Raw genomic sequence first — 16,649 nt, forward strand, 5'->3', positions numbered from 1 at the left:
ATTATGGCTCTGAACAAGGTTGAACTATGTGGTGTGAATACAGCAAAGCTTCCTCTCTTGAAAGAAGAAGAGAAGGAGGCTTTGTTTGCGCGTATTAAACAGGGGGATGAAGAGGCGAGGGAGAAATATATTAAAGGAAACCTGAGACTGGTATTAAGTGTGATTAAGCGTTTTTCTAACAGCAATGAAAATGCAGACGATTTATTTCAAATCGGATGCGTGGGGCTGATGAAGGCAGTGGACAACTTCGACCCCGACAGACTTGTAAAATTCTCAACGTACGCAGTACCTATGATTATCGGCGAGGTCCGCAGATATCTGCGGGACAATAATTCAATCCGGGTCAGCCGTTCTCTGCGTGATACTGCATATAAAGCAATTTATGCAAAGGAAGGATTTATGAAAAGATATTTAAAAGAGCCTACAGTACAGGAAATCTCGGAGGAAATCGGAATCTCTAAAGAAGATATTGTGTTTGCCCTGGATGCCATTCAAATGCCCATGAGCCTGCATGAACCGGTTTACAACGAGGGGGGAGACACACTCTATATTATGGATCAGGTCAGTGACAAGAAAAACAAAGAAGAGAACTGGGTGGAGGAATTATCACTGGAGGCTGCCATGGAACGATTAAACGAGAGAGAACGATATATAATTACACTGCGTTTTTTCGAAGGCAAAACACAGATGGAAGTAGCAGATGAAATCGGAATCTCCCAGGCCCAGGTGAGCAGACTGGAAAAAAATGCGCTAAAAATAATGCGGCAGTATCTGGTGGGTTAGTACTGCCTTAAATATCTTGTAACTATTCAGAGCTAAACAGATATATGGAAAAAGTTTTTTTTAGTGGTTGAAATTTCCATGACTTCATACTATGATAATTAGAGTTCAGGAAGGATGGAGAAGAACCATGTATAAAGCTTGTATTTTTGATTTGGATGGAACTCTGACAGATACGCTGGACTCCCTGGCTTTTTCCGTCAATGCGACACTGGAAGAGATGAGACTGCCGCTTATTACGAGGGAAGAGTGCCGCAGATTTGTGGGAAACGGCGCAAGAGTTTTAATGGAAAAGGCACTGCGCGCAGGCGGAGATGATACTTTGGAGCGGATCGACGAAGCAATGGAGATATACGGCCGTATATTTGATGCTAACTGCACCTATCACGTAGCAGCCTATGAGGGAATCACTGAGATGCTTCGCCAGCTGAAAGATCTGGGGCTCAGGCTTGCCGTATTGTCTAACAAGCCTGACCCACAGGCCGTCCACGTAGTGGAAGAGATTTTTGGGAAGGAAACTTTCCAATGGATTCAGGGGCAAAAACCAGGGGTACCAAGGAAGCCCGACCCGGCGGCAGTACTGCATATTGCCAAAGAACTGGGTGCACAGCCTAAAGAAGCTATATATATCGGGGACTCTGAGGTGGATATTGCGACCGGAACAGCTGCGAAGATGAAGACAATAGGTGTATCCTGGGGCTTCAGGGGCAGGGAAGATCTTAAAGCAGACGGGGCCGGGATAATTGTAGATATTCCCGGGGAAATTACAGAATGGATTAGCAAAAATCAGGAGGTGGAAAATCATGGATGAATACGATGAGGAGTGCCTGCTTACATTTTTGGAGAAACAAAGCCAGTTGTTTGACGAGCCAGTAGCCGAGACGCTGGAGGAAGCAGAAGCTTTTCTGGAAGATTGTATGGCAGTAGTGGTGGACTCTATTCAAGAAGTAAGGGAATACTTTGAGGAGAGCGGAGTCGATGTGGACAACATGCCGGACGAAGAACTTGAGGAAGCTTCAGAAGTTTTCGCACTGCCCGATGACAGATATCTGATCGTGGAAGGTTAATCCTAATACTTAGGAGCCGGTATATCAGCCGGTTTTAGACATGCAAAAGCCGCAGCATCATTTTGCCGCGGCTTTTGCTATTGTCTCTCTTATTGTATCCAGAATCACCTGCGAAGTATACGGGGTATCTTTGGATAGGGATATATCTTCCAGAGATTGTTTTTCGCAGACCTGATCGGCAATGTCCTCCATGGCAGGCTGGATAAGCGGAAACATGGTCGTCACTGTCTCATCCAGGTTAGAGAACCGTATGGAGTTAATATGAGATTCATCCACGGAAACTTCCACTTCCAGATTTGTATTATTTAAAGTCAAAGTGGAAGTATAAACACCCGGAGTATATTGTTTCTTTGCATCTGCTCCCTTATCCTTCCCCGGGCGGAACATAACAACCAGCAGAATTACCAGCAGTATGCCCAGTGCCACAAAGACAGCGGTATATATAATTTCTTTCATGTGCAGAACAATAATTTTGGTTTTGGAACCCATTTAAGAGACCTCCCATGCAGTCAGTTTACTTGCCCAATTCGCTTTTTATAAGTGTATGACAGGAAAAGGAAAATTATTCATATAGTTCCATTCAGTCAAACTGTGTGGACAAACAGGAAGACATCCTGTAAAATAGGAAAGAACGAAGAGGTGAAATATATGTATATCATAGCAGGTCTGGGAAATCCGGACAGTCAATATGAAGGTACGAGACATAATGTGGGATTTGAAGTGATAGATGCCATTGCGGATAAATATAATATAGACATAGACACAAAGAAGCACAGGGCTTTTATAGGAAAAGGAATCATCGGCGGCGAGAAAGTCATTCTGGCAAAGCCTCAGACTTATATGAATTTGAGTGGTGAGAGTGTCGGCAGCCTTGTAAAATACTATAAGATAGATCCAGAAGAGGAGTTGATCGTGATTTATGATGACATAAGTCTCGATGTGGGGGCAATCCGGATCCGTGCAAAGGGAAGCGCCGGAGGGCACAATGGAATCAAGAATATCATTGCCCATCTGGGAAGCCAGGTGTTCCCACGGATAAAGCTGGGAGTGGGAGAAAAGCCATCCCGGTATGATCTGGCAGACTATGTGCTGGGACATTTTTCAAAAGCAGAGCATGAATTCATAGAAGAAGGCTGTAAATCGACAGTACATGCTGTGGAGATGATCATGGCCGGGGATATACAGGGGGCCATGAATGAGTATAACCGGAAAAAGAAGGAAGAGTAGGAGATATGCAGGCTTTTTTAGCACCACTTGCCGAACTGGCAGAATATAAAGAAATATTGGACAAACGGCAAAAGGGCGAAGGAATTATACAGATAACGGGGTGTGTCAATTCACAGAAAACCCACCTGGTGTATGCGTTGAGCGATGGTTGTTATTACAAAATCATCGTTTTTTCCAGTGATGAAAAGGCGAAGAAAGCATATGAGGAATACAGGTTTCTGGATGAGAACGTGTACCTTTACCCTGCCAGAGATCTTTTGTTTTACCATGCGGATATCAAAGGCAAGTACCTGGTAAAGCAGAGGATGGAAGTGGTCCAGGCTGTTCTGGAGGCAGAAGAAAGCAAAGGAGCACAGACAGCAGGTATCACAGTTATCACAACTATAGATGCTTTCCTGGACGGGGCAGCGCCTTTAAAGAAGATTGCAGGACAGAGAATTCATATTACAGACACCGGCAGCATAGACCTGACAAAGCTGGAGAAGAAACTGGCAGCAATGGGATATGAGCGGGAGTCACAGATTGATGGGCCGGGACAGTTTGCCGTCCGAGGCGGGATACTGGATGTCTTTCCGCTGACCGAGGAGATGCCGGTGCGCATGGAGCTGTGGGGGGATGAGGTGGATTCTATCCGTACCATTGACCTTGAAAGTCAGCGCTCGGTAGAAAAACTGGAGGAGGTGGATATCTATCCGGCAGCGGAGAGCCTGGGAGAAAGCCGGGGAAATGTTTCATTCCTGGATTATTTTCCGAAGGAGGAGAGCCTTCTTTTTCTAGATGAACCTCTCCGCCTTATAGAGCGGGCAGATGAAGTGGAAGAGGAATTCTTGAGCAGCAGAAAGAACCGAATAGAAGCCGGAGTGGAGGACGCAGAGGAGAAGCTGCGGGTATTTTCCACGAAAGAGATTGTGGAAAAAATGAATCGGTACTGTGGCATTGGGTTAACAATACTGGAGTCGAAATGTGGAAATTTCCATGTAAGAGCTACCTACAGTCTTCAGACAAAAGGAGTAAATCCTTATAACAACAGCTTTGAGATGCTGACAAGGGACTTAAAAAGACTGAAACGAAGCGGATATAGAGTAATTTTGCTTTCAGGTTCCCGGACACGTGCCAAACGTCTGGCCGAGGACTTGAGGGACTATGATCTTAGCAGTTTCTACAGTGAGGATATGTATCGGGGCGTACAGCCCGGTGAGATTATGGTGTCCTACGGGCATGTATCCGAAGGATATGAATATCCCCTGCTGAAGTTCATGGTAATATCAGAGTCAGATATTTTTGGGAAAAAGAAGCGCAAAAAGAAGAGAAAGGTTTATGAAGGGCAGAAGATCCAGGACTTTTCCGAACTGAAAGTAGGCGACTATGTAGTTCATGAAAATCACGGACTGGGAATTTACCGGGGAATTGAAAAGATTGAAGTAGACAAAGTTACAAAAGACTACATGAAGTTATCTTATGCGGACAGCGGAACTCTCTATATTCTTGCCACACAGCTTGATCTGATACAGAAATATGCCGGTGCGGATGCAAAAAAGCCAAAGCTGAACAAGCTGGGAACAAGCCAGTGGATAAAAACAAAGAACCAGGTACGCAGCGCAGTCAGGGACGTGGCAAAGGATCTGGTTGCACTTTATGCCGCCAGGCAGCAGTCTGAAGGGTTTGTGTACGAGAAGGATACGGTGTGGCAGAAAGAGTTTGAGGAAATGTTCCCCTTCGAAGAAACCGAGGATCAGCAGCAGGCAATTGCGGACACGAAGAGGGATATGGAAAGTAAAAAAGTCATGGACCGTCTGATTTGCGGGGATGTGGGCTATGGAAAGACTGAAATCGCCATACGTGCGGCATTTAAGGCAGTACAGGAGGAAAAGCAGGTCGTGTATCTGGTGCCCACTACCATTCTGGCCCAGCAGCACTACAACACTTTTGTGCAGAGAATGAAAGATTTTCCCGTCAGAGTAGATCTTCTTTGCAGGTTCCGCACCTCTGCCCAGCAGAGGAAATCTGTGGAGGATTTGAAAAAAGGACTGGTGGACATAATCATCGGGACTCACAGGGTGCTGTCAAAAGATGTGCAGTTTAAAGATTTAGGCCTTCTGATCGTAGATGAGGAACAGCGTTTTGGCGTGACTCATAAAGAAAAAATCAAGAAGCTTAGAGAAAATGTGGATGTTCTGACACTGACCGCAACCCCGATTCCCAGGACGCTGCACATGAGTCTGGTTGGAATCCGGGATATGAGCGTTCTGGAGGAACCTCCCATGGACAGACTTCCGATTCAGACGTATGTTATGGAATATAATGAGGAGATGGTACGGGAGGCAATGGAGAGAGAGCTGTCCAGGGACGGGCAGGTCTACTACGTCTATAACCGTGTCAGTGACATAGCGGATGTGGCAGGGAAAATCCAGAAGCTGGTGCCGGAGGCGGCCGTAGCATTTGCCCACGGTCAGATGAACGAGCGGCAGCTGGAAAACATCATGTACGATTTTATCAATGGGGATATTGATGTTCTCGTATCTACTACAATAATAGAGACAGGGCTGGACATTTCCAATGTCAACACCATGATTATTCATGATGCCGACAGACTGGGACTTTCACAGCTTTATCAGCTCAGAGGAAGGGTCGGACGGTCCAATCGGATGGCCTATGCCTTCTTATTGTACCGCAGAGATAAGCTTCTCAAGGAAGTGGCGGAAAAAAGACTGGCGGCAATCCGGGAATTTACAGATTTAGGCTCCGGGTTTAAAATTGCCATGCGGGATCTGGAAATCCGAGGTGCAGGAAATCTGCTGGGAGCCGAACAGCACGGCCACATGGAAGCTGTGGGATATGATCTGTACTGCAAGATGCTCAATGAAGCGGTAAAACAGCTCAAGGGCGAAATGGAAGAGGAAGTCTTTACGACAACGATGGATTTGAATGTGGATGCCTATATTCCGGACAGCTATATTCCAAATGAATACCAGAAGCTGGATATTTATAAGAGGATTGCCGGCATAGAAAACGAGGAAGAAATGGATGATATGATAGAGGAGCTGATAGACCGGTTCGGGGACATACCCCGGAAGGTACAGCAGCTTCTTAATATTGCCGGCCTGAAAGCACTGGCTCACTCTGCCTATGTGACGGTGGTAGAGCAAAAAGGAGACACTTATCAGTTTACCATGTATGAAAAAGCAAAGGTACAGCCACAGAAGATTCCCGGCCTCTTAAAAGCCTATACGGGCAGTCTCCTGTTCAAAGCTGAAACGCCTCCTTACTTCCTTTACCAGAAAAAGGGATACAATAAAAAAATAAAAGATGATAATATACTGGAACTGGTGAAAAGACTGTTAATTGATATAAAAGACTTGTTAGAATGATAAAAGAAGTCTATAATCGAAAACATATATTATGTACAAGATACGCAGGAGGATGTTATGGGAAAGTTCAGTAAGAGAGCAGTTACTGCTGCTGTGGCAGGGACCCTTGCAATAGCGTCTCTGACAGGATGCGGCCGTTCTATGAATAATGATGCAGTGGTTGCAGAGGTAGGAGATCAGGTGATTTCGCTGGGGACTGCCAATTTTTATGCCAGACTGCAGCAGGCACAGTACGAGACCTATTATGCAGGTATGCTGGGAACGACCGGAGATAAAATGTGGACCCAGGAAGCAGAGAAGGGCAGCACCTATGAAGATACAACAAAAGAGAACATATTAAAGTCCCTGGAAGATATGTACCTTTTAAAGCAACACGCAAAAGATTATAAAATCGAGCTCACCGACGATGATGAGAAGGCAATCAGTAAAGCTGCGGATGCCTTTGCAGAGGCTAATACAAAGACGGTGAAAGAAACAGTGTCCGGGTATAAGAAGTACATAACAGAATTCCTGGAACTTGCCACGATTCAGAGTAAAATGGATGCACCCATGAAAGCGGGTGTGAAGGAAGATGTATCTGATGAAGAGGCTGCCCAGAAGAGCATGCAGTATGTACTTTTCCCCTATACAAAGACCTCTGATGACGGTACCTCCGAAACCATGCCTGACGACGAGAAAGCTGCCCTCAAAGAGAAAGCACAGCATTTTGCAGATACTCTAAAGACAGACGGAGGAGATATGGATGCTGCGGCCAAAGAGGCGGATCTGAAAGTGCAGACGGCGGCTTTTGATTCAGAATCTACCACCCCCCCGGAAGAAGTGGTGAAGGCAGTGGATGCACTGGGAACTGAAGGCGATGTGACCGGTATTATAGAGTCCGACAACGGCATTTATGTTGCGAAGCTGACCAGTCTGCTGGACAGGGAAGCCACCGATGCCAAGAAAGATACCATAGTCGAAGAGAGGAAACAGGATCAGTATAATTCTCTGCTCAAAAAGTGGCGGAAAGACACCGATATCAAAGAGCATAAAAAGGCATGGAAAAAGGTAAGCTTTGCCGGCCAGGGTGTGTCTATTAAGCAGAATACGGAGGAAACTGGCGAAGATACCACAGATGGTTCTTCTAAGTAAACACATTATAAATGGGAATTATTGAATTACTATTATTAGCTGCAGGAGTTTCTATGGATGCCTTTGCGGTGTCTGTCTGTAAAGGCCTGGCCATGCGGGATATTACAGTAAAAAAGGCGTCTGTCGTTGGACTGTGGTTCGGCGGTTCCAGGCATTGATGCCGGTACTTGGATATTTTCTGGGAATCCAGGGAAGAAGACTGTCCGGCATCCAGTGGCTCCCTGAATGTAAAAAATATGTTTATGCTATCTGTGGCCACCAGCATCGATGCTCTGGCTGTGGGAATTACATTTGCCTTTCTTCGGGTAGACATTCTACCGGCTGCATCTTTTATTGGAATTATCACATTTCTTTTTTCAGTTGCAGGTGTGAAAATGGGCAATATATTTGGTATGAAATATAAGTCCGGGGCAGAGAAGGCAGGAGGCGTTATCTTGCTTCTGATCGGGACCAAGATATTGCTGGAACATCTCGGGGTACTGGCCGTTTAAGCCACCGCCCCGTTTTTCATTAAAAGGCCCAGCTTTCACCGATCACTTCCCGGGCCACGTAGAGGGTGCGGTCTTCTTTTGTGCGTACGGTCCATTTTACAAGTGTCAGCTGTCGATTCTGTATCTCTATACAGGTAATGCATCTGGGGTGCACACAGCTCCCGGTATTAAAATAAGGGGAGTCGGCAAAACCCAGCATAGGGCGGTGAGTATGTCCGGTAATCAAAATCTTATTTTCCTGACAGGCCCATTTCAGGAGCCTCTTTTCCACTTTTCTTTTCTTTGTATAATTTCTGGCCGCACTGGTCGGGTCGGATATCCCGGTTGCCTCCAAAGGCTTCCAGAGGTAGCGCACAAGAAATCTGCTGATAAAACTTAATGTATCGTTCAGTATCTCTACCTGGTGTCCATGTATCAAATATAAATCATTTTTCTGTTCTGTATCTTCTAAAATCAGGCTCTGCAGATAACACATGTCAGGAAACAGAGCGGCCTGGGCCAGTTGACCGCTGACATGGTACGTAGAGCAGTGACGGCGGCAATAGCTGCATCGTCTTTTACTCAGATCATGATTGCCGTAAAGCATGAACAGGCGGTTTTCTTCCTTGAATTTTGAAAGCAGCCAGAATACATCACTGTGTATATCAATGATCCTTGCAAAAGACCTGTTTTCCCAGAGTTCATCTCCATCCCCGATTTCGATATAAGTAAATCCTTTTTCAAAATAGTCATTTAATGCCGCAAAATAGACGTTTTGATTTTTCATAAAATTATCGTTGTGATTGCCAGTCCCCCTGTGACAGTCACTCATAAGGACAAAACGTGAGGCACTGTCCATGGGAACAGAGGCAGCGTCCTCAAAAGCCCGGGATACCCGTCTGTACCAGCTCATAAATGTCTCCTTCTTTTCTTCCCGAAGGTACGGATGCGAAGGACCCTTCTGAAAAAAGCAGGTACAACATAGTACAAATACAGCAGACGGTCCACTGTCATATCAAAGGGTTTTGTGACCCATAGGTAGAGGCGGCAGTACATTCTGGTCTTCCAGAGGACGTAATTTTTTATCCAGGTGTCGTAAAGGAAGTCGGGAGTACTTTTTGGTTCTGTTAGAGAAAATTGTACAGTACAGCAGCCGACAATCAATTCACTGCTTTCATAGCCAATTTGCTTTAGGGAATGGACAAAAGCATCACACATGTCCTCATCGGGAAAGACGATAGAAGCCTCCAGTGTCTGGTCCTCTGGCAGACGGTAAGTCCCCATTAAAAAACCGGTCAGCCACCAGTGTGGCCTTTCAATATTGAAAAGCACTCCTTCCGCGTGCTTTAGGCGTATTTTTACAGGAAGCATTTCTTCCGGTGCTGCAGATGGAAAGATGGTCTGAGGCCTTAAAAGCGGCGGAACGATTGAATCCGCGTGATAGATTCCTACTTCGGCGCCTGTACAAATACCGTACTGTCCTTTCCAGAACTCAATCAGCCAGGTCTTGCCCTGATAATTAAAATATACTGGTTCAAAATCAAAGACCATATTCATTGAAGGGGCAGTCAGATCATAAAGGGTCCCGTATCCAAATTTCCGCTGCGGGGCATCAATTCTGGATGTAAAAATATCCTGAGTAAAAAGGTAAGAGAATCCAAAAGGCCGCGCCAGGTCATTGAGCAGATTATTTTTTTCATAGTAAGGCATATCAGAAACCCGTCTCCGGCTTTTTGTCATCCTGTGGTGTAAAAGAAGCACAAACAGAATGAATAACGCAACCATACAAAGAAGCACAATGTGCACATGAGAAACTCTCAACTTACTCTCTCCTCAATCTCTTCTTCCTATACTATATGCAGGATTGACAGAGGCCGTCAAAAAAATACAAGAGCCTGGCTTGCCAGACTCTTGCGTCGGTGAATTCATTTAAATATATTCTAACTTTTCGAAGTAATGCATCAGAATGTCAGCACAGTTATCCACTCCCAGTTGGGAGGTATCCAGTATCATATGGTAATCATTCACATCCCCCCAGGTCTTGCCTACATGCTCTTCGTAATAAGCGGCACGCTCCGCATCTGTGCGTGTTACCTTTTCTTCGGCGTCTTCGCAGGAAAGGGATTCAAGCTGCATAATTCTGCGAATACGATCCTCCTTATCCGCCCGCACAAAGATGTTCAGGACATTCATCCGGCCTTTCAAAATATCAGAAGCACAGCGCCCAAGTATGATGCAGGGCTTTGAAGCAAGCTTCCTAATAGCCTCTGCTTCGGTCTCATATTTGTGCGAACCGATCTGATGTTCAATATATGCTTTATCATAAACAGGGATATCCAGCCTCTCGGAAAGCTCCTTTGCAATCACACTTGCACCGGTACCGAAACAGCGGCTCATGGTAATCACTAATTTCATAAGAATTCCTCCTTTGTGAATGACAGTGGGTTTCTTTATATAGTACATGTATTATAACACTAACTGGAGAACGGGGAAAGGAAAAGATAGGATACATTGTCTTTTAATTTGCTGCCGCTCTCATTTTATGTTTGCATAATAGACCCGCGCGCATTATAATAGATGGGAATAACTAGGAGGAGGATATTTTCTTGAAAGCGAATAAGAGAAATATATGGATTGTGCTGTGTATCATTGCAGTGTTTGTTTATGTTGCTATTTTCGGTCTGGGCAGCGGCTTTAAGGGTGCAGTGGATATGCGGTTTGGTATTGATATCCGGGGCGGTGTGGAGGCCATTTTTGAACCGGAGGGAGTGGACAAGGTTCCTTCTGCGAAAGATCTTGAGTCTGCCAGAATTGTTATGGAGAATCGGCTGGATTCGCAGAATATTGTGGACCGCGAGGTGACGGTAGATAAAGAGCACGGCAACATTATTGTCAGATTCCCGTGGAAATCGGACGAGAAGGATTTTAACCCTGAGAATGCCATAGCGGAGCTGGGGGAGACTGCCAAGCTAACCTTCCGCGACCCGGAGGGGAAGGTGCTGGTGGAAGGAAAGAATGTATCCAGCAGTGATGTACAGAAAGATCAGCAGACAGGGGAATATGTGGTTGCCCTTAAGTTTGACAAGACCGGAGCTAAGGATTTTGCAAAGGCAACGTCAGAACTGGTGGGAAAACCTATTGGAATTTACATGGATGAGGAGCAGATATCCAATCCGGTTGTACAGCAGGCTATCGAAGGCGGAGAAGCTGTTATCAACGGAATGGGCTCCCAGGAGGAAGCGAAAGCATTGTCCGAGAAAATCAATGCAGGTGCACTGCCGTTTTCTCTGAAGACAACCAACTATAACACCATCAGTCCCACACTGGGCAGCGGTGCCTTGAGAGCTATGCTGATGGCTGCAGCGGTAGCATTTACCGTGGTATGTCTGTTTATGATACTGTATTATCGTCTTCCGGGACTGATCGCATGTCTGGCCATGGTTTTCCAGATGTGTATGCAGATACTTGCACTTTCCGTTCCGCAGTATACGCTGACCCTCCCAGGTATAGCCGGTCTGATTCTATCCCTTGGTATGGCCGTGGATGCCAACGTCATCATTAACGAGCGTATCGGTGAGGAGCTGAATAAGGGAAGCAGCTTAAAGACCGCAGTGCGGATGGGCTATAAGAATGCCTTCTCCTCTATATTGGACGGAAATGTGACTACAGCGGTAGTTGCTGTGATTTTGATGATTTTTGGTTCAGGAACGATGCTGAGTTTTGGTTATACATTGCTGACAGGTGTTATTATCAACCTGCTTGCCGGTGTATGGCTTTCCAGAATTATGTTAAGTTCAGCAGTTCTTTATCCTTTGTTCCAGAAACCAAAGCTGTTCTACGTGAAGAAAGAGAGAAAAGTAATAGATTTTCTTGGAAAGCGGAAAGCAATCTTCCTGTTTACAGCAGCAGTACTTATTGCCGGAAGCATCATCAGCGGCGTGCGAGGGGTGACTTTGGACACCCAGTTTACCGGAGGCGTTATTTTAAAATATACCTGTGAAGGGACGCCGGATATAGAGAAGGCAGCCGATGCCGCAGAAGATGTGCTGAAGCGTCCGGTCAGTGCCCAGCTGACAAATGATTTTGTGTCCGGCCAAAACAAACTGGTGCTGAATCTCGGAGGAAAGCAGGGACTTTCTCCGGATGATCAGACAAAAGTGCTGGAGACTTTGAATAAAATTCAGCCGGACCAGAAATATGAATCATCAGAAACTTATGCAGTGGAGCCCTATATCGGTGCACGTGCATTGAAAAACTCCGGCATTGCTATTGTATTGGCGGCTGTATTTATTGTAATATATATCGCCATTCGCTTTTCAACTTTGTCGGGGCTGTCCGCAGGAGTGTCCGGGGTGGTTGCTCTGATACATGATGTATTTATCGTCTTTTTGGTGTTCGGTGTCTGCAAGATACCGATTAACGATGCATTTGTGTCAGTAGTCCTTACAATTATCGGATACTCCATCAATGATACAATTGTTCTCTATGACCGGATACGCGAGCACATGCAAAAACATTCAAAAGAGGGACTCGTGCCCCTGGTAAACAGAAGCATTACAGAGACACTGGCGCGTTCTATTAATACGGCGCTTTCCACCATATTCTGTGTGGCGGTTATTTTAGCCTTTGGCTTAGCTTATAATATAGACTCTATCATAGTCTTTGCCCTGCCCATGCTGGCCGGCATGATAAGCGGGTTCTATTCGACCATCTGTATCGCAGGCGCCGTATGGGTTACCTGGAAAGAGAGAAAGAGCAAAACGAAAAGCATAAAACAGAAAAGATAAAGACATAAGAATTTTCATTGGTAAGGAATGAGTCAGATGGACATGGGGGGCATGTCTGCCTGACTCATTTAGGCAAAAATTATGCCGCAGTAAAGCTGCACCAACGGAGAAATATTGACAAAGATGTACTTAATAAAGGAGAGATAAATATGGGCCAACCAAGAAAGAGCTCGAAAGAGCAGGAGGCGGACAAAAAAGAGCAGGAGAGAAACCGCCGCAGAAGAGAAGAAGCGCGGAGAAGAATTGTCAGTGACAATCCGGCCAAATCCCTGGCAGGCAGTACCAAAAGAGGGGGCGGCAAAAGACCGGAGGCCGGGAATGAAAAAAGAGGGAAAAAGCCCGGGAAGAGGCAAGGTTCCAACAAGGTGAGCAGACAGATCGGCATCGTTTTATGCGGAATCCAGATTGCTGCAACGCTGGTGTTTATTGCAGCGCTGTTTGTATTGAATATGCTGCCTGTGAAATATCTGGCAGCAGCCGGTGGAATCCTGCTGGTAGTCTGGCTTATTTTGCTGATTGGTCAGCTTGTATCCAAGAAAAAAGCCATTGCAGGGAAAGTCTTCAGTGTTTTTATGTCTATTGTATTGGCGCTGGGCTCCTATTATATATTTAAGACCAATGGCACGGTTGAAAAAATCACCGGCGGAAATACAAAGGTAGATAAGATGGTGGTTGCGGTTCCGGCGCAGGATGCTGCCGAGACAATCCAGGATGCGGCTGGCTACAGCTTTGGTGTACAGTATGCTATGAAAGGCGACGATGTAAAGAGTACGGTAGAGGCAATTAATAAGGAGTTGGGAAAGGATATCTCTACCACGGAATATAAGAGCCTGAACGAACAGGCAGAGGCACTCCGGGATGGAGAAGTACAGGCAATTGTTTATAATGATGCCTACACAGGCGTACTGGAGGAAGCATACGAGAGCTACAGTGACGAAGTAAAGATTATCTACAGCCATAAGATCACCAGCACCCTTAAGAATGAAGCGGCAGACGTGAAGGTGGCGGATGATTCTTTTACGGTATACATCAGCGGCATCGATGTGTATGGCGCTATCGAGACCAACAGCCGCAGCGATGTGAACATCCTGGCAACGGTGAATCCTGCAACTCATCAGATTCTGCTGGTGACCACGCCAAGGGATTATTATGTAGAAATTCCGGATATTTCAGGAGGACAGAAGGATAAGCTGACCCATGCGGGAATTTACGGAGTAGATGCCTCGATGGCTACTTTGGAGCATCTTTATGACACGGATATTGATTTTTATGCAAGAGTGAACTTCACTTCGCTGGAACAGATGGTAGATGCTCTGGGCGGAGTGGATGTAATATCAGAGCAGGCTTTCACAACAAGTGAGGAATCCGGCCAGGTCATGAATGTTGTACAGGGGGAAAACCATTTTACAGGGAAACAGGCACTGGCATTTTCCAGAGAAAGAATGAATGTAGACGGCGGTGACTTCCAGAGAGGAAAGAACCAGCAGGCCGTGATTACAGCTATGATTAAGAAGGCCATTTCTCCGGCCATACTGACAGGTGCCAATGGAGTTTTAAGCAGCGTTAGCGGAAATGTGGACACGAACATGTCACAGAATCAGATGCAGGATCTGATTAAGAGTCAGCTCTCAGATGGGGCGGCTTGGAATATTAAATCCATGGCGGCAGAAGGAACCGGTGACAATCAGGAGTGCTATTCTTCGCCAGGCAGTGTTCTCTATGTGACCCAGCCGGATATGTCATCTATAACGCCGATTATAGAAGCAATTAATGCGGTGGAGAAGGGGGAGACGCTGCCAGATTCAGAGGTGGCGCAATAATGAGATACCGAGGAAAAGTAAAATGATGAAATTGTTAAAAAAGTGGGATCTTTCTTTTATATATAAAGTAATGCTGGTATTATTGGATATTATCTTCCTCAATACCAGCTCATTTATGGCACTGTGGATCCGCTTTAATATGCACATCAGTGAGATACCGCCTGAGTATGCGGATTCAGTAAAAGAGCTGGTTGTGGCAAATACGATTGTTACGATAATCATATTTGCCTTATTCAGGCTGTATACAAGCCTCTGGAGATTTGCAAGCATTAAGGAACTGGTCTATGTTATTGAGGCCTGTGGGGCATCGGTTCTGTTTAATATTCTGGCCTATTATCTTACTTACAGAGAAATATACCGAAGCTATTTTCCCCTCTATGTTGTGTCACTGTTTTTGCTGACATGCTTAAGCCGCTTTACTTACCGGCTCGTCAGGCTGCTCTACCATGGGAATGTCCACGGCCGTCATGTAAGAAATACTATGATTATCGGGGCAGGCGAGGCATGTAATGTAGTCATGAAAGAACTGGAGCTCAGCATGGAGCTGGATGCAAAGATTTGCTGTGTGATTGATGACAATACAAGAAAGCAGGGGACTTATATTCACGGTGTGAAGGTAGTGGGCGGCAGAGATGTTATCCTGAAATATGCAGAGAAATACTGCGTCAATGAGATTATTGTTGCCATTCCCAGTGCAGACAAACGGGAGAGGCAGAAGATACTGGAAATCTGCCAGAAGGTTCCGGACTGTGAATTAAAGATACTGCCCGGGGTATACCAGCTGGTAAATGGAGATGTCTGCGTTTCCAGGCTGCGCAATGTAGAAATAGAAGATTTGCTGGGAAGAGAGCCTATCCGGATCACCTCAGAGAAAATCGGGATCTACGTATCAGACAAGGTGGTATTGGTGACAGGCGGAGGCGGCAGCATCGGAAGTGAGCTCTGCCGCCAGATTGCCGCAAACGGTGTCAGACAGCTGATTATTTTTGACATTTACGAGAACAATGCCTATGATATACAGCAGGAGCTGAAGGCAAAATGGCCCAACCTGGATTTAATTGTGCTTATAGGTTCCGTCAGAAACGGAAGAAAGCTAAACAGTGTTTTTGCCAGATACAGGCCTGATATAGTATACCATGCGGCAGCCCATAAACATGTGCCACTGATGGAAGACAGCCCAAACGAGGCAATTAAGAATAATGTGTTTGGAACTTACAAGGTTGCATTGGCTGCGGACCGCTACAAGGTGGAGAAGTTTGTACTTATTTCTACGGATAAAGCAGTGAACCCGACGAATATCATGGGCGCCTCCAAGCGGATGTGCGAGATGATTATCCAGGTGTTCAACCGACGCTCCAAAACGGAATATGTGGCGGTGCGTTTTGGAAATGTGCTGGGCAGCAACGGCAGTGTCATACCGCTGTTCAAAAAACAGATAGAGGCAGGGGGACCGGTGACGGTGACCCACCCGGACATTATCCGGTATTTTATGACCATACCGGAGGCCGTGTCGTTGGTTTTGGAGGCAGGAGCCAGTGCCAGGGGCGGAGAAATCTTTGTTTTGGATATGGGGCAGCCGGTAAGAATTGTGGATCTGGCAAAAAATCTGATCAGGCTGTCAGGCTACACCCTTGGAGTGGACATAGAGATTCAATATACAGGCCTGCGCCCCGGGGAGAAGCTGTATGAAGAACTGCTGATGGCGGAAGAAGGACTCCAAAATACCGAGAATGAAAAAATCCATATCGGAAAGCCCATCGAGTTTGATGAGGAAGAATTTTTGAAAGACCTGCAAGATTTGTACAGGGAGGCCTATGGGGAGACGGAGTGTATGAAAGATATTGTCCACAAGATTATCCCCACCTATCATCTGCGGGAAGCTGATGTGCAGAGAGACCGGCAGCTGCAGTCCTGCTGGAAACAGGAATTTGCTGATACGAGATCGGAACTTCCCAGTGCTTTTCTGGAGCAGGGAAGTCAAGAAAGGATATAAAAATAC

15 protein-coding genes are annotated in these 16,649 nt (G+C 45.9%); 11 read left to right on the plus strand and 4 right to left on the minus strand.

Features of this window, described 5'->3' with window-relative positions; translation table 11 throughout:
- Positions 1–3: 3 nt before the first annotated feature.
- The 3 genes from sigG to BN3456_RS08040 all read left to right on the plus strand — a co-directional run bounded on the left by sigG (position 4) and on the right by BN3456_RS08040 (position 1,847).
- Positions 4–783 (plus strand): RNA polymerase sporulation sigma factor SigG, encoded by a 780-nt coding sequence (gene sigG, locus BN3456_RS08030; protein ID WP_089983617.1) that lies wholly within the window; start codon positions 4–6, stop codon positions 781–783.
- A 127-nt stretch (positions 784–910) separates the two neighbouring features.
- Positions 911–1,591 (plus strand): HAD family hydrolase, encoded by a 681-nt coding sequence (locus BN3456_RS08035; RefSeq protein ID WP_089983618.1) that lies wholly within the window; start codon positions 911–913, stop codon positions 1,589–1,591.
- A complete protein-coding gene (locus tag BN3456_RS08040) occupies positions 1,584–1,847 on the plus strand; it encodes a glyoxalase (protein ID WP_089983619.1) in 264 nt (87 codons plus the stop codon). Before BN3456_RS08035 ends, BN3456_RS08040 begins: the two co-directional genes overlap by 8 nt.
- Before the next feature lie 57 nt (positions 1,848–1,904).
- Here BN3456_RS08040 and BN3456_RS08045 read toward each other — a convergent pair whose 3' ends face one another.
- Positions 1,905–2,336, minus strand: coding sequence for a hypothetical protein (locus BN3456_RS08045; protein ID WP_089983620.1), 432 nt, complete (start codon positions 2,334–2,336; stop codon positions 1,905–1,907).
- A gap of 159 nt (positions 2,337–2,495) precedes the next feature.
- Between BN3456_RS08045 and pth the strand changes: the two genes are divergently transcribed.
- From pth to BN3456_RS08065, 5 genes are read left to right on the plus strand one after another with little or no spacing between them, the layout of a single operon-like run.
- Positions 2,496–3,074: an aminoacyl-tRNA hydrolase gene (gene pth, locus BN3456_RS08050; protein ID WP_089983621.1), complete on the plus strand. Its 579-nt coding sequence runs from the start codon at positions 2,496–2,498 to the stop codon at positions 3,072–3,074.
- Positions 3,075–3,079: 5 nt separating this feature from the next.
- Positions 3,080–6,442, plus strand: a complete 3,363-nt coding sequence (gene mfd / locus BN3456_RS08055) for a transcription-repair coupling factor (RefSeq protein WP_089983622.1) — start codon at positions 3,080–3,082, stop codon at positions 6,440–6,442.
- A gap of 57 nt (positions 6,443–6,499) precedes the next feature.
- On the plus strand, positions 6,500–7,573 hold the full coding sequence (locus BN3456_RS08060) for a peptidylprolyl isomerase (protein WP_089983623.1): 1,074 nt from the start codon (positions 6,500–6,502) through the stop codon (positions 7,571–7,573).
- Positions 7,574–7,584: 11 nt separating this feature from the next.
- A complete protein-coding gene (locus BN3456_RS16585) occupies positions 7,585–7,731 on the plus strand; it encodes a hypothetical protein (protein ID WP_347458025.1) in 147 nt (48 codons plus the stop codon).
- Between the two features lie 9 nt (positions 7,732–7,740).
- Positions 7,741–8,064 carry a manganese efflux pump MntP gene (locus BN3456_RS08065; protein WP_347458026.1) on the plus strand — a complete coding sequence of 108 codons (324 nt, stop codon included), beginning with the start codon at positions 7,741–7,743 and terminating at the stop codon, positions 8,062–8,064.
- Between the two features lie 19 nt (positions 8,065–8,083).
- Here the strand turns inward: BN3456_RS08065 and BN3456_RS08070 are convergent, their stop codons facing one another.
- From BN3456_RS08070 to BN3456_RS08080, 3 genes are all read right to left on the minus strand, one after another.
- On the minus strand, positions 8,084–8,956 hold the full coding sequence (locus BN3456_RS08070) for a metallophosphoesterase (RefSeq protein ID WP_089983624.1): 873 nt from the start codon (positions 8,954–8,956) through the stop codon (positions 8,084–8,086).
- Entirely contained in the window at positions 8,953–9,864 is a 912-nt protein-coding gene (locus BN3456_RS08075; protein ID WP_242862841.1) for a DUF4474 domain-containing protein, read from the minus strand. Before BN3456_RS08075 ends, BN3456_RS08070 begins: the two co-directional genes overlap by 4 nt.
- A gap of 108 nt (positions 9,865–9,972) precedes the next feature.
- Positions 9,973–10,458, minus strand: coding sequence for a cytidylate kinase-like family protein (locus BN3456_RS08080; RefSeq protein ID WP_089983625.1), 486 nt, complete (start codon positions 10,456–10,458; stop codon positions 9,973–9,975).
- 191 nt (positions 10,459–10,649) lie between these two features.
- On the opposite strand from BN3456_RS08080, the gene secD reads away from it, so the two are divergent.
- From secD to BN3456_RS08095, 3 genes are all read left to right on the plus strand, one after another.
- Positions 10,650–12,830 (plus strand): protein translocase subunit SecD, encoded by a 2,181-nt coding sequence (secD, locus tag BN3456_RS08085; RefSeq protein ID WP_089983626.1) that lies wholly within the window; start codon positions 10,650–10,652, stop codon positions 12,828–12,830.
- 149 nt (positions 12,831–12,979) lie between these two features.
- A complete protein-coding gene (locus BN3456_RS08090; RefSeq protein WP_089983660.1) occupies positions 12,980–14,650 on the plus strand; it encodes an LCP family protein in 1,671 nt (556 codons plus the stop codon).
- A 25-nt stretch (positions 14,651–14,675) separates the two neighbouring features.
- Positions 14,676–16,643, plus strand: a complete 1,968-nt coding sequence (locus BN3456_RS08095) for a polysaccharide biosynthesis protein (RefSeq protein ID WP_347458029.1) — start codon at positions 14,676–14,678, stop codon at positions 16,641–16,643.
- The last annotated feature ends 6 nt before the right edge of the window (positions 16,644–16,649 follow it).

The sequence above is a fragment of the Clostridium sp. C105KSO13 genome (assembly GCF_001517425.1).
Taxonomy (GTDB): Bacteria; Bacillota; Clostridia; order Lachnospirales; family Lachnospiraceae; genus Muricomes.